Source organism: Buttiauxella cochleicola, assembly GCF_021282405.1.
GTDB lineage: Bacteria > Pseudomonadota > Gammaproteobacteria > Enterobacterales > Enterobacteriaceae > Buttiauxella > Buttiauxella massiliensis.
In genome coordinates this window covers 216,504-230,219 of the sequence record NZ_JAJSOU010000008.1, presented here as the reverse complement: position 1 = coordinate 230,219, position 13,716 = coordinate 216,504, and the positions used below count along the sequence as shown (strand labels likewise).

The window sequence follows — 13,716 nt, the reverse complement described above, 5'->3', positions numbered from 1 at the left end:
CAAAGAAATGGAGTATGCCGATCCAAAACTGGCGGCTGGCGATGAGTCGTTTTATTATCGAGTTCGGTGACCGCCTGAGCGATCACCTTTAATACGTTGGCAGTTACACAGAATTATTTACAGGGTCCCGACACAAACTTTATGCCGGGCTTCCCTTGACTAAAAAATAGTCACTTCAGGGTAAAGTCATACTGAATGTTGAGTTTGATATCCCAGTAATTCAACCTGTCGCCAGGCGCACTACCCTCTCGTTTTTCCCGACCTTTATCCATAGCAAGGAATATATTCAATCCTGTTAATGGCCCTTGCATCTGACGATAATTCGCACCAACCAGTACACCAACACCTTCAATTTTGACATCCTCGCGACTTGATTCGTATCCGTTTGTCACTATTGGCGCCACAACAATACTCGTTGAGGGAGTCAGGCTATAGCCCGCGCCAATCTGCCAGGAGATCATATCCTCTTTGTTACGATCAAGACTCAGAGAAAAAGGGTAACCAAGGTCGGTATCCACGATGGCACCATTCATAGCGTGCCGTAAATATCCTGCATTGGTAAACAAATTTCCCCAGGGAGTTATCCAGGTTAGTTGACCGCTGATAAGCGAAGTTTCATTTGGCTGCACTTGTGAACGGCTTAACCCATCCAGATGAATGTACATCCCCAGCAATTCGCCTTTTAATGCATATTCTTCGCTGAGCTCTACCCGTTTTTCCAGGATAGTTTGCAGCTGTGTTGAAACATCTTGCTGAATTGAAGCGCCGATAGAATAACGTTCTGCACTATTATGCCAACTGGATGCAAGGAACGTTCGCGGCCGATGTTTATCATATTTCCCGGTTGCTGCGTTATAGACCCCCTCATCACGGACCCCGGTTGTTGAATCCGTCCAGTTAAATACTCGCGAGCGCCACATAGCCCAAAACTCCAGGTTAGGCGATACAGCAAGGTATCCTAACGCCCCTTCCGAAATCGTCGGTAATGTTCGCTGCGAACTACTGGCAATCAGAGGAATTCGCCAGGGTAAACTGCCATAACCGTAATCAGTGCCGAAACGCCCAACTTTTAATAACGCGCTGTCGGTGTATTTCAAATTAACAGCACCCAATGCCAGGCCAAAGCTATCGTGCCCATCCAGATACCAGCGAGTGCTCATATCTGCACGCGCTCCTAATTTATAAACATAATATGCTCCACCCTCTATGCTAATATGGTTCTGATAATAGCGACTTCTGAAATCAATTAACCCGCCCTGAACCCAGGCGTAAATATCTTTAGCATTCCCTGCACTGGGTTTATCTGCTCTACGTAATTCATTTTTAAGGCGTAATCTTAATGAGGAATCATCTTCTGTTATAGATGTGGCATACACAGAGGTACAGGCGGCTTGCGCAGCTATGACAATAGCTACGAGCTTCGCATTAATATTCATAAGTTAACCTTGTAGGGTTTTATTTTACGAAGATGTTATCCGGTAAAGTCATTAATTAATTGCTGTTGAGCTCGCTTACGCACTTCAATTTCCTGCACAATTTCACTGAACTTTTTATCCGTTAATGGATAAAACCAGATAATGACAAACGCCAGTATCATAAACAGGCAAGGCACCAGTGCAATTGAGACTCTTATGCCCATTATGACGTCAGGCGTTTGTGCCTGGTTGGCGATATATCCGCTCATTCCCAGAATAAATGCCGGAATAGACCCACCAATTGCCTGGCCGCATTTTCGCGTAAATGAGAAGAACGAATAAGTCAGCCCTTCAATACGCACGCCGGTCAAATATTCGCCATATTCAACGGTATCAGCTTCCAGCGCCCACATCACAGTCATGGTTATTCCCTGCCCCACCGAAGCAATGGCAAGGGCTGTAAATGCATAATGTGGAGCTTGTTCAGACATCAGGAAAAAGAGCAGGTAGCCAAGCATTCCGATACCTGCACCAATAAGGAAAGTATTCTTTTTCCCAAGGCGCTTAACCAATCTTGGTACTAGTGGTGCGGAACCCAGCGTACCAACCAGCATTTGCACCAGCACTAGTACGGAAAACAGCCCGACATCATTGAGAACATAACGCACGTAGAACAGTGACGAGGCGCTAATAGCGAATGTCGAAATCAAAATACATAGCGCCGCCATACATAGCATCAATAATGGTCGGTTTCTTTTTAACGTTTGCAGGCTGATATGTAGCGAAGGCTGCGCAACAATGCGCACCACATTTTCCCTGGTTGATTTGAAGCAGATAAAGTAGAGAATCAGGCCCACTATCGCCAATGCAATCGTCCACTCAATGTAGACCGATTGAATTTCAGATGGGCTAACGCCACTAATTTTTGGCCCGATGATAAATGCCAGGCTGACAAAAGCCAGCGCTGCCGCGACACTACGTGCCGCCCCCAGTCTGGCGCGTGACTGAGGCTGCTGCGTCATTGCGGTGGCAAGTGACCCATAGGGAATGTTAACCAGGCTGTAGCACAAGCCGAGTCCCATATAGGTCAGATACGCATAAATGACTTTACTGGTATGACTCCAGTCAGCCGGAACACAAAACACCAGCACGCTAAACAGCATCAGTGGGGCTGATCCAAACAACAAGAATGGACGGAATTTCCCCCAACGGGTATTTACGCTGTCCACAATCCGCCCCGCCGCAATATCGGCAAAGGCATCAAAAATGCGCACAACCAATAGCATGGTTCCGGCAACAGCAGCACCGACGCCTGCGACGTCGGTGTAATAACTGAGCAGAAACAATGCACCCATAGCAAAGGCGATATTATTGGCTACATCTCCCAGACTGTAGCCAATGATGGTTCGCCAGGACAGGTGTTGATTCATCCCTTATTCTCCCTGAACCGGTTTTTCACCAAACGCCATGCCATTCCAGCGTTTCTTCAATACATACGCTGCCGACTTTGGCTTACGATCACGGGTAAAGATGCCTTTTTTATTGCCGCCCACACGTAGAATTCCCTGTGATGTAGCAAAATCGGCAAAGTTCCACACCTGCTCGCCAGCCACGGCGCTAACCCGGTCAAAGACACGGTGATACATTTCAAGCCAGGCGCACTGGTACTCTTCACTCCACATGTCGTTATAAACCGAGTGCATTCCTGCCAGCGTATCGACACCGTATTCCGTAATAATAATTGGGCGATGTAGTTTTGACTGCCAGGCCAGCAGTTCTTGCTCCAGCATCTGTTCTGCTTTTTCCAAATCACCTGATTGCACATACCAGCCGTAATAGCGATTCAGACAAACCACGTCGAACAGGTCGGTGATGGTGTCGCTTTCGGCATCGCAGAACATCACGTTTACGCAGGTAATCGGACGTGTCGGATCCAGTTCACGAGTGGCCTTAGCTAAAGGCGCAAAGTACTCTCTGGCTCCATTTGGACGGGTGTCGGGCTCATTGGCAATACTCCACATCACTACACTTGGATGGTTTTTATCCCGGGCAATAAGCTCTTTTATAGCCTGCAAGTGAGCCTGCTGAGTCTCGCCATTAATCGCCTCTTCGCTGTAGAGTTCTTTAGGTCTTTCGCCTGCGTCAAAAGTGATTCCCAACGATAAGTTAAAGCCAACCGCCGCGGTTTCATTAATCACTACGATACCGTGCTCATCAGCCCAATCGAGCATCTCTTCCGCGTAAGGGTAGTGGGACGTGCGATAGGAGTTAGCGCCAATCCAGTTCATCAACGCGTGGTCGTGAACCATCAACACCGGGTCGAAACCTTTGCCGCGAAAATCTGCATCTTCATGTCGACCAAAACCGGTTAAATAAAACGGTTTGTGGTTAATCAAAAACTGCTCACCCTTAACCGTAATGGAACGGATACCGACACGTACTGGATATTCGTCACACTCACCATTGGCTTCGCAGGTAACCCGCAGCTCGTACAAATACCCTTCACCTGGTTCCCAAAGATGAGGATTATCCAGTTCAAATATACCTGTGGCCCCCAGCCCTTGTGCCACTATTTTTTGCTGCCCATCGCGAAGCTCAACCCGAATATCACCATCAGCAACCACATTCCAGGTTACGGTCGCCTGTTCAGTATTTTCCGCAACATCAGTAACAACCGTAACATCCTGAATATACGCAGTAGGTGTGGCGTAAAGCATCACGCTACGATGGATACCGGCGTAATTGAAAAAGTCATGAAAGTAAGACTGCTGCTTTTTACCGTTATCCAACTCAGTGACGATACCCGGAGGGATAGTGTTCCAGCTCAGTTCATTATTGACGCAAACGGTGATACGCACCGTTTCACCTGCTGCCACCAGGTGACTGATATCTGCTTCGAACGGGGTATACCCGCCCTGATGTTCCATCACGAAATGATCGTTAACCCATACACTTCCCCGATGTGTAACAGCATCAAAACGCAGCACGATACGTTGGTCTACCCAGCCACGTGGAATGCGTGTTTCCCGCTGATACCAGACATTGCCCACGTAGTTGTGAATCCCCGCATCGGCAAACTGATCGTTGTAACTCCCTGGTACCGCGATGGCGCGGCTTTGCGCTAAATCCTGACGCCACCAGCCGTGTTCCATCCCCGCATCATTTGTATCGACTGAAAAAGACCAAAGGCCATCGAGGCGTTTAATTTCACGGGAAGAGGTTTCTGTAGGACGCAACATAGTAAAGATCCTTAAACAAAACGAAGGAATGGTGCCTGCCGGTTTCTGACTAAAACTGGCAGGAGATACCGATAAAAATGTGGAAGCACAGAATTAGCATGAAGCCAGGGTGGGAAAAATTCGTGAAATAACGTTCTGAAATGACGATCATAAAAATCAATATTGCAAGTCAGTTGATGTGCGCCACCCCACACAATCAGGAAATACATGATTGACTTTATTGGTTTTTTGTTCAATCGAACGTTCATTCGATTTGTTTTTGTATTCCATGTACACTCATCGCAGGAAGGTATTCCATGGGTTCTCAAAGTTAAGCGACAACTCTGGGCCTGTCAGGAAAACTCTTTTACACTGCTATCAATGGCCATTTTTATTACTGGATACGCAATGACGTTGACCGAAGTTCTGCCTACTCCTGAGCGCGCGCTGGCTGCGGCTCGACAATGTTTTTCCAGCAATGGATTTCACAGCACATCCATGAAAACCATCTGCAAAGCATGCGATATCAGCCCTGGCACGCTTTATCATCATTTCCCGTCGAAGGAAGCACTCATTCAGGCGATCATTGCTCAGGATCAGGAGCGTGCGCTGACGCACTTTCGCGACCCGATTGCGGGAGAAGGGCTGGTAGATTATCTGGTGGATTCATTTTTACAGCTGGCGAAGGAAGACCAGGCGCAACGCGCGTTAGTCGTGGAAATAATGGCGGAAGGGATGCGTAATGCGGAGGTGGCAAGAATGCTGGAAGAGAAATATCAGGCCATTACAGAGTTAATGACGGCACGCCTGAGTGAAGCCAGAGAGGCAGGTGTTATCGGTGCTACAGTTGATTTAGCATGTGCAGCCCGACTGTTATTGACCATGAACTACGGCACAATCGCAGATGCCGAAGCACTTGCCAGGAACAGTAATGACATGTTCACCATCTCATTGAAAAACATGCTCAATGGTTTGCTACAAATTAATACTCCGGCCTAAAGCAGTGGCTAAAGCCGGAGTTAACGGCGGCTGTTGTATCAGATTGCTTTGTCCAATACAGGAGTACTTCTGTGCTCCACCGCCTGAGCAATTCGAGATTCAAGCAGTTTGGCAACAGCTGCAAACGCAGGCACCACCACTGAGTTACCAAACTGCCGGTAAGCCTGAGTATCCGAAACCGGAATACGGAATGCATTCCCTTGAACCGCTTCAAAACCCATTAAGCGCGCACATTCGCGAGGCGTTAAACGACGTGGGCGGCGAACCTGATTATCCGCGTTGTCAAAGTCCGCTTCCCCAAGAGATTTATCCCATCCCCGGTCGATAAGTATTTCAGCGCCATCTTTGTAATACCGGGCTGATAATGTGCGGGCCACACTTGCGGGGTTTTGGGGATCAACCAGCCCATAGCCAAAACCATTCCCCTTCGCCTGATGTTTTTTGGCGTAATAATAAAGATACTTCCACAGCGTAGGCGTCAGGATATATTTACTGTCGACAGAAGGTTCCAGTAATTCACCAAAGGTTGGGCGCCGTTGGGGATATAGCTCGCTGAGCTTAGTTAGCGTGAAATCTTTATGCAGATTGAGGTCGCGACGAAAACCTACCAGCACAATACGTTCACGATGTTGTGGCAGGAAGTTTTTACCATCAATAATTTTTGGATCCCCCGCCCCCATTATCGCGGCATCAGCCACCTCATAACCCAGGCTATCGAGGGTTTCCATAATGATACGGAAGGTGTTGCCTTTATCATGGCTTTTGAGGTTTTTAACGTTTTCGAGCACAAAAATTGCCGGACGTTTCGCATCAATAATACGCGCCACATCGAAGAACAGTGTGCCCTGCGTTTCACAAGCAAATCCATGTGCTCGCCCTAATGCATTCTTCTTCGACACCCCAGCCAGAGAGAAAGGCTGACATGGAAAACCCGCCAGCAAAACATCGTGGTCGGGCATCGTTGCCTGAATATGTGCCGCAGCTTCTTCATCGCTGACATCATCCCGATGGCTCAAAGTGACATCGCGGATATCCTGATTGAACTGATGATTCTCCGGGCTGCAATACCAGTTGGCTTTATAAGTACGCACCGCATGCTTGTTCCACTCGCTGGTAAATACACATTGGCCGCCAATTGCTTCGAAACCGCTACGAATACCGCCAATTCCGGCAAATAAATCGACAAATTTAAATGCGTATTTCCCATGATGGGCTGGCAAAGGCGGCAACATGTTTTGCAGCATTTCGCTTTCAGCTGGCGTCAAGGTACGCGGGGACGATTTACGGTTAAACCAACGGTTTAACGATTCACGAGTCCAGTCGCCACTCACCTGGCGCAAATGGTGTGCCACCGTCTTCTGGTCATAGATTTCCAGAATATGGCTCACGAGTGCGTAGTCTTCTTCTAGTTGTTGCTGCTGCTGGCGGAGGGATTGTTGTGAGAGTTGCACGGCAATAGTGTCGAAGTCGTTCATCATGAACCATAGCAGGGAAAATAGAGTGTCACTCTATCACTGATTTGACCCAGAGAGAATCAGAACAGCCCGCAACCGTTGCGGGCATCTCTTTAATTTTAAGAGGGAATTTTTTGGGAGGAAAATTGATGCACTACGTCCTGCTCAATACCGCAGTAATCACCTTTCAATTCAGCACAAAGTTTGGCCATGTAATTCACCAGGAAATCTGCATTAAGAAGAGCAAGTGCACGTCCTGCCTCGGTTTGCATGGTATCAGGCAATTTAAGTAATTTTTTCTGGAAGTGATCAAGGGCATAAGTGGCATCATCCAGCTCACGATGGCAAGCCAGCGGATCTTCGCTGTCAAACAGTGGTCGCCCCAACGCACCAGAAGTATAGAAAACCCGCGCAAGCCCTATTGCCCCTAAAGACTCCAGACGATCGGCATCCTGTACAATTTTCGCTTCAAGTGTTTGAGGTGCAATCCCGGCGCTAAAGCTATGAGCGCGAACAGCATGTGCAACGGCATCGTATAACGGATGCGGAAAGTCGGGAAAGTGAGCATCCAGAATGCGTAAAGTCTCTTGAGCAGCCTGTGTGGAAGCAAGATGACGTTCAGGATGGTTCTTCGGCAAGTTGACAATATCATGGAAGTAACACGCGGTTAGCACCACTAGCCTATCGGCCTCTGTGGTTTCCATGATCTGCTGTGATGTTTTCCATACACGACGAAAATGTGCCACATCATGGGCTTTATCGTCCTGCAACCAGTTGTGTTGCAAATAATCATCAAAACGTTCTTGCCAGTGGGCTATCGGCATACGTACTCCTCACTTCGCAGCTGGACCCGGTACTTAATATGAGTACAAGATCACAAAATAAGCAAGTAAAGCGCTGACAACAGACCACATTGGCACGATTTTATTTACCTGGCCCGCGTATACCAGGCCAAACCACCTAATAATGCAGCAACCGATCCCAGAACCAATAACCCCATTAAGGCGCCAAGCAACTTTCCACCGAGCGATCCCATATCACCACCGGTAACGTCACTGACAACCCAAAAGTAACGCACCACAGCCCAAACCGTGTACAGGCAAAATCCATAAAACAACCACAGCGCCAATTTTCCGCCCGGAGTACGAGTCGGTTTTTCGTCCATAACCTCTGACATATGTCCCTCAATTAATTAGCTGATGTATTGCGATAGGTGGAGCATCTCCATGGGTGTGATTTTTATCACATTTTCACTGTTTTTTAACAGCATGAAATAGCTGTTTTTAATCCGGATAATTCCTAAAATTGTAATATATCATGTCATTTCTCATCAAATTAACAACCCACAAACATCAGGTTATTTATTGCGCAATTTTATAAATATGTAATTTTAGACATTCTTTACTTAATATCCAGCCAGTTTTAGGGGCAAACACTAAAACCACTCCCGCCCGAATTAAAGTTCAGTAAAAACAACAACAAAAATCATGAATGCAATCAAAAATATCAGTTCTTAGTTTATCCGGTTAAATTAGAATAGAGATATTAGACAAAAAGACATTTTGGATTATAAAAATGCAGGGAATAGATATCGATAATAATACTAATTAGACTTTGAATACCTGTAGGTTCCCTTGTTAACTGCTCAGACTATAGATGCAGTCTGGCAACTAGCAAAACCCCTACCCCAGGTTTTCTGGGTTTCTCTCCCCGGAACGTGCATTCATATAGCCGATACATATATTTCCACTACAAACATTGAAGATAGAAATAATTTTATGGCTTCCCGCCCAAGCTGTGACCCGCGTCGTTGAAAGAAAAATTGGTAAGTGTTTGAATAATGGTACAGAGATATAGGGTGCAACCCCTCTCTCGGCGGTCCTGTTCTGGTCGCTGCCATGTGCCCCACTAGTGCGGCATTTTCACAGTCACGGTATAGTAGTTTTCCGTTCAAGAGATGACTTTGCGAGCGAGTAACATGATTAAGTGGCCCTGGAAATCAAATGATTCATCCGCTGTCACGGTATTGCCGTGGGAGCAGGCTTTAGCCATTCCGGTCCTGGGAACGCTCACGACTGCTGAGCAGAAAAAGCTGGTCCGTCTGGCTGACCGTTTTTTACAGCAAAAGCGGCTGGTGCCTTTGCAAGGATTCGAACTTGATGAACTAAAAAGCGCGAGGATCGCGTTACTGTTTTGTTTGCCGGTGCTCGAGCTTGGTACCGAGTGGCTGGATGGTTTTCATGAAATCCTCATCTACCCTGCCCCATTCGTGGTGGATGATGAATGGGAAGATGACATTGGCCTGGTGCATAACCAGCGCGTTGTTCAGTCTGGTCAAAGCTGGCAGCAAGGTCCCATCATTCTTAACTGGCTTGATGTGCAGGACTCATTTGACGCATCCGGCTTTAATCTCATCTTCCACGAAGTGGCTCATAAACTGGATATGCGTAATGGCGATCGTGCCAGCGGCGTTCCGTTAATAGCGCTGCGCGATGTTGCGGGCTGGGAGCACGATCTCCAGGCGGCAATGGGCAACATCCAGGACGAAATTGATATGGTGGGCGAAAACGCCGCCAGTATTGATGCCTATGCGGCATCTGAACCGGCAGAATGTTTTGCCGTGCTCTCAGAGTATTTTTTCAGTGCCCCAGAGCTTTTCGCGCCTCGTTTCCCTTCACTTTATCAGCGTTTTTGCCAGTTTTATGGCCAGGACCCGTTATTACGGTTACGTGAGAGTGAAAACATCGAGTCATCCAATGGAAATACGGTGCATTAATTCAACAAGTTGAGCTTAATTTAGCCATTTGAATCAGTGTGTTATTTTTGTCGTTGACTCTTTTTGAACGTGACGTTACTATTTGCCTCGTTCAAACGATTCCTCTGTAGTTCAGTCGGTAGAACGGCGGACTGTTAATCCGTATGTCACTGGTTCGAGTCCAGTCAGAGGAGCCAAATTTAAGAAGCCTGCTTAGGAAACTAAGCGGGCTTTTTGCTTTTCTACGCAGCGCCATTCTCCCCACTCCCTGATTGTTTCTCCCCTGTTAAGCGTCAATTCACATCGCCGATTAAAGTTGTGTAAATGTGAATCATTTAAACTTTGCGATGATTGTAACTGTTAGTGATTATCATTTATCGTTCGCCTGCCTAAAGGAAGTTTCACCTGTTCGGGACTCAAAGAAGTTCCAATCACTCTGGGATATAAACGATGAATGCTCTGCCTCGCACCGGACTGCGCCGTATCACGCTTGCATCGGCACTGGTCTTATCGGTAAGTCTGCCGGCTTTTGCGCAAGATACTCTGACTCTCTACACCACTCGTGAACCGGGCCTGATTCAGCCATTACTCGACAGCTGGACACAATCCAGCGGTGTAAAAGTGAACACGGTTTACATCAAGGATGGCATGCTTGAACGTGTTAAAGCAGAAGGCAAAAACTCCCCCGCAGACCTATTAATGACCGTCGATGCGGGTAATCTCATCGATTTAGTTGAAGCAGGCGTGACACAGCCTGTGGAGTCGGAAGTGCTCAAAACAGCCATCCCGGCAAATTTACGTGGTGCAGACAACCAATGGTTTGCGCTGTCGATGCGTGCCCGTGTGCTCTACGCCGATAAATCTATGCCAATTGATAACTGGCACTACGAGCAACTTTCCAGCCCTGATTATAAAGGTAAAGTGTGTATTCGTTCCGGTCAGCACCCTTATAACACCGGACTTATTGCCGCCATGATTGCCCACCACGGCGAAGCGAAAACCGAGGAGTGGTTACGCGGCGTGAAAGCTAACCTGGCACGTAAAGCCACCGGTGGCGATCGTGACGTAGCTCGCGATATCCTCGGCGGCATTTGCGATATTGGTCTTGCGAACTCCTACTACATCGGCCATATGAAAAATGCCAAAGAAGGCAGCGATGCGCGTAAATGGGGCGATGCCATTAAAGTCGTGAAACCAACCTTCGAACAAGGCGGCACGCACGTCAATATTAGTGGTGCAGCAGTCGCGAAGTTTGCACCAAATAAAGCCGATGCGGTGAAACTGATGGAATATCTGGTTTCTGCACCAGCCCAACAAATCTACGCAAAAGCCAACTTTGAATACCCAGTACTCAAGGGCGTGACCCTTGATCCGGTTATCAGTGCAACCATCGGTGAAATTGACGTGGACAAAATCCCGTTAACCGAAATCGTGAAACATCGTAAACAAGCGAGCCTGCTGGTAGATAAAGTTGGATTCGATCAATAAATCACTTCGTCTTCCGACGTTACGCGGCCTGGTTTCCGGGCCGCAGTCATTATTGACGCCGCTCCATCTCGGCGCACTGTGTATCGCGCTTGGCGTACTGACACCTATCGTTGCGCTTATCTGGCAAGCCACTCAGGCGGATTTCTCGCACTGGGATAATCTCATTACTTTTGTGCTGCCAACGGTGCTCAAAAATACCGTGCTATTACTGGCGGGTGTTGCAGTAATGGTCGGCGTAATTGGTGTGGGTAGCGCATGGGCAGTAACAGCCTGGGATTTTCCGGGACGCAAAATTCTCAGTTGGGCACTCCTGCTGCCGCTGGCGATGCCCACTTATATTGTGGCATTCGCCTGGCTTGATTTATTGCATCCTATCGGCCCGCTGCAAACCTTCATCCGCTTTTTGCTAGGTTTCGATAGTCCCAGGCAATTCCGGTTACCTGATTTGCGCTCGCTGCCTGGCGCTATCATTCTGCTGGGTCTGGTGCTGTATCCTTATGTTTATCTGACGACCCGCGCCATGTTTATCAGCCAGCCCGCTCATTTGCTGGAAGCGGCACGCACACTGGGTTGCAGTGCCACGGGCACCTTCTTTCGCGTAGTTCTCCCTATGGCTCGCCCGGCATTAGCGGTGGGTATTAGCCTTGCGCTTCTCGAAACACTCAATGATATCGGCGCCTCAGAATTCCTCGGTGTGCAAACCTTAACCGTCACGGTCTACACCACCTGGATTTCGCGTTCTGACCTCGCCTCTGCTGCGCAAATCGCCTGCATGATGCTGATGTTTATCTTCTGCATCCTGACACTTGAGTTTTATGGCCGCAAAAAACAAGGTTTCAGCAGTCGTAGTCTACGCAAAATTAAACCAACACGAATAGAGGGCTGGCGTGGGTGGCTGCTTGGCTCTGTCATCGCATTGCCTGTTATCCTGGGATTTTTGGCCCCGGTGATATTTTTAGCCTGGGAAAGCGCAAAACGGCTCGGCGAGGAAAATGCCCTCTCGCCTTCGTTACTTGCAGCACTACAAAATACGCTCTCACTGGCGGCGGGAACCACGCTAGTCGTGGTTTGTGTCAGCTTACTGGTTGCCTGGAGCGCACGTCACAGCGCCGCAGACAACGCTATGCCTGGTTTTCGCCGTGGCGTAATGCGCCTTTCATCATTAGGTTACGCGGTTCCTGGCACCATTCTGGCCATTGGTTTTCTGACACCTGCGATGGCAGTAGACCGCTGGCTGGCGGATTTAATGGACGTTCGCGGCTTGCCGCTGATGTCAGCCGGAGTTTTGCTCGTTATCTGCTGTGCTATGCGTTTTCAGGCGATCGCCATTGGCGCTTTAGACTCCGGTTTAAGCCGCATCCCCCCTTCCCTTGAACAAGCATCGCGCTTATTAGGGGAAAACGGTGTGGGAACATTTGCCCGGATTCATTTCCCGCTACTGCGCCCGGCGTTAGTCAGCAGTGCGTTATTAGTTTTTGCCGATGCGATGAAAGAACTGCCGACCACCCTGCTTTTACGTCCGGTTAACTTCGAAACACTGGCGACGTTGCTGTATGCAGAAGCCGCGCGCGGTACCTATGAAGAAGGGGCCATCGCCGCCTTGATGATTGTTCTCACGGGCACATTGCCGGTTATTTTGTTGGTTCGTCACCAGATGACTCGCCAGGGCTAAGGAAGAAGTTATGTCAGAAATTGCATTACGCCTACAGGATGTGCACGTTGCTTATGGCAACAGCCAACAAACGGTATTGAAAGGCTTTTCGATGTCGGTGCGCAAAGGCGAACTCGCTTGCCTGCTCGGTGCTTCTGGCTGCGGCAAAACCACGGTTCTGCGTGCTGTGGCGGGGTTTGAACGTCTGCAACACGGTGAGATTTATGTTTCACAGCGCCGAGTCGCCGGAGCGGGCGTGCATCTGCCGCCGGAAAAGCGCCACGTCGGCATGGTGTTTCAGGAATATGCGCTGTTCCCGCATCTTACGGCACAACAGAATGTGGCTTTTGGCCTGCGTCGCTTGCCGCGTGACGAGCAACAAATTCGTGTCAGCGAACTGCTAAAAATGGTGGAATTACACAGCCATGCCAGCCGTTATCCTCATGAGCTTTCCGGCGGGCAACAACAGCGTATTGCACTGGCACGAGCGTTAGCACCGCACCCTGAAATTCTGCTGTTAGACGAACCGTTTTCGAGTCTGGACAAGAAAACGCGCCAACGCCTTGGGACGGAAGTTCGCGATATTTTGCGTGACGCCGGGCAAACAGCATTGCTGGTGACGCACAGCGAACACGAAGCCCAGCTTATGGCCGACCATATTGGTTATGTGCAACAAGGTGAGTATTGCGCGAGTCAGCATTCTCGCGCGCCACAAACGGAAGGTTTAATTTAACGC

Annotated in this window: 11 protein-coding genes and 1 tRNA gene; 6 read left to right on the top strand and 6 right to left on the bottom strand. The window is 48.6% G+C overall.

The window, feature by feature from the left end; translation table 11 throughout:
- Positions 1-170 precede the first annotated feature (170 nt).
- Genes uidC through uidA form a run of 3 tightly spaced genes read right to left on the bottom strand, consistent with a single transcriptional unit; the run spans position 171 to position 4,654 of the window.
- Entirely contained in the window at positions 171-1,436 is a 1,266-nt protein-coding gene (gene uidC / locus LVQ79_RS13300) for a glucuronide uptake porin UidC (RefSeq protein ID WP_232865318.1), read from the bottom strand.
- 35 nt (positions 1,437-1,471) lie between these two features.
- Positions 1,472-2,845, bottom strand: a complete 1,374-nt coding sequence (gene uidB, locus LVQ79_RS13295; RefSeq protein WP_232865317.1) for a glucuronide transporter — start codon at positions 2,843-2,845, stop codon at positions 1,472-1,474.
- Positions 2,846-2,848: 3 nt separating this feature from the next.
- Positions 2,849-4,654 carry a beta-glucuronidase gene (gene uidA / locus LVQ79_RS13290; protein WP_232865316.1) on the bottom strand — a complete coding sequence of 602 codons (1,806 nt, stop codon included), beginning with the start codon at positions 4,652-4,654 and terminating at the stop codon, positions 2,849-2,851.
- A 387-nt stretch (positions 4,655-5,041) separates the two neighbouring features.
- On the opposite strand from uidA, the gene LVQ79_RS13285 reads away from it, so the two are divergent.
- The gene (locus LVQ79_RS13285) at positions 5,042-5,632 is read left to right on the top strand and encodes a TetR/AcrR family transcriptional regulator (RefSeq protein ID WP_232865315.1); all 591 of its coding nucleotides are present in this window, start codon (positions 5,042-5,044) and stop codon (positions 5,630-5,632) included.
- A gap of 38 nt (positions 5,633-5,670) precedes the next feature.
- On the opposite strand, the gene LVQ79_RS13280 is transcribed toward LVQ79_RS13285, so the two are convergent.
- The 3 genes from LVQ79_RS13280 to drpB all read right to left on the bottom strand — a co-directional run bounded on the left by LVQ79_RS13280 (position 5,671) and on the right by drpB (position 8,251).
- Positions 5,671-7,107 carry a DNA cytosine methyltransferase gene (locus tag LVQ79_RS13280; RefSeq protein ID WP_232865328.1) on the bottom strand — a complete coding sequence of 479 codons (1,437 nt, stop codon included), beginning with the start codon at positions 7,105-7,107 and terminating at the stop codon, positions 5,671-5,673.
- A gap of 98 nt (positions 7,108-7,205) precedes the next feature.
- On the bottom strand, positions 7,206-7,910 hold the full coding sequence (locus tag LVQ79_RS13275) for a phosphohydrolase (protein WP_232865314.1): 705 nt from the start codon (positions 7,908-7,910) through the stop codon (positions 7,206-7,208).
- A gap of 104 nt (positions 7,911-8,014) precedes the next feature.
- Positions 8,015-8,251 (bottom strand): cell division protein DrpB, encoded by a 237-nt coding sequence (gene drpB, locus LVQ79_RS13270; RefSeq protein ID WP_064512143.1) that lies wholly within the window; start codon positions 8,249-8,251, stop codon positions 8,015-8,017.
- Positions 8,252-9,064: 813 nt separating this feature from the next.
- Between drpB and mtfA the strand changes: the two genes are divergently transcribed.
- The 5 genes from mtfA to LVQ79_RS13245 all read left to right on the top strand — a co-directional run bounded on the left by mtfA (position 9,065) and on the right by LVQ79_RS13245 (position 13,713).
- Entirely contained in the window at positions 9,065-9,862 is a 798-nt protein-coding gene (mtfA, locus tag LVQ79_RS13265) for a DgsA anti-repressor MtfA (RefSeq protein ID WP_232865313.1), read from the top strand.
- A 100-nt stretch (positions 9,863-9,962) separates the two neighbouring features.
- Positions 9,963-10,038: transfer RNA gene (locus LVQ79_RS13260), tRNA-Asn, on the top strand.
- A gap of 253 nt (positions 10,039-10,291) precedes the next feature.
- Positions 10,292-11,329: an extracellular solute-binding protein gene (locus LVQ79_RS13255; RefSeq protein ID WP_232865312.1), complete on the top strand. Its 1,038-nt coding sequence runs from the start codon at positions 10,292-10,294 to the stop codon at positions 11,327-11,329.
- Complete coding sequence (locus LVQ79_RS13250; protein ID WP_232865311.1) at positions 11,313-13,001, top strand: ABC transporter permease; 1,689 nt, start codon at positions 11,313-11,315, stop codon at positions 12,999-13,001. The genes LVQ79_RS13255 and LVQ79_RS13250 overlap by 17 nt, the downstream gene beginning before the upstream one ends.
- A 10-nt stretch (positions 13,002-13,011) precedes the next feature.
- Entirely contained in the window at positions 13,012-13,713 is a 702-nt protein-coding gene (locus LVQ79_RS13245) for an ABC transporter ATP-binding protein (RefSeq protein ID WP_232865310.1), read from the top strand.
- The last annotated feature ends 3 nt before the right edge of the window (positions 13,714-13,716 follow it).

Coding starts and splice junctions, on each gene's coding strand:
- uidC (WP_232865318.1), bottom strand. CDS start 1,436: ATGAATATTAATGCGAAGCTCGTAGCTATTGTCATAGCTGCGCAAGCC.
- uidB (WP_232865317.1), bottom strand. CDS start 2,845: ATGAATCAACACCTGTCCTGGCGAACCATCATTGGCTACAGTCTGGGA.
- uidA (WP_232865316.1), bottom strand. CDS start 4,654: ATGTTGCGTCCTACAGAAACCTCTTCCCGTGAAATTAAACGCCTCGAT.
- LVQ79_RS13285 (WP_232865315.1), top strand. CDS start 5,042: ATGACGTTGACCGAAGTTCTGCCTACTCCTGAGCGCGCGCTGGCTGCG.
- LVQ79_RS13280 (WP_232865328.1), bottom strand. CDS start 7,107: ATGAACGACTTCGACACTATTGCCGTGCAACTCTCACAACAATCCCTC.
- LVQ79_RS13275 (WP_232865314.1), bottom strand. CDS start 7,910: ATGCCGATAGCCCACTGGCAAGAACGTTTTGATGATTATTTGCAACAC.
- drpB (WP_064512143.1), bottom strand. CDS start 8,251: ATGGACGAAAAACCGACTCGTACTCCGGGCGGAAAATTGGCGCTGTGG.
- mtfA (WP_232865313.1), top strand. CDS start 9,065: ATGATTAAGTGGCCCTGGAAATCAAATGATTCATCCGCTGTCACGGTA.
- LVQ79_RS13255 (WP_232865312.1), top strand. CDS start 10,292: ATGAATGCTCTGCCTCGCACCGGACTGCGCCGTATCACGCTTGCATCG.
- LVQ79_RS13245 (WP_232865310.1), top strand. CDS start 13,012: ATGTCAGAAATTGCATTACGCCTACAGGATGTGCACGTTGCTTATGGC.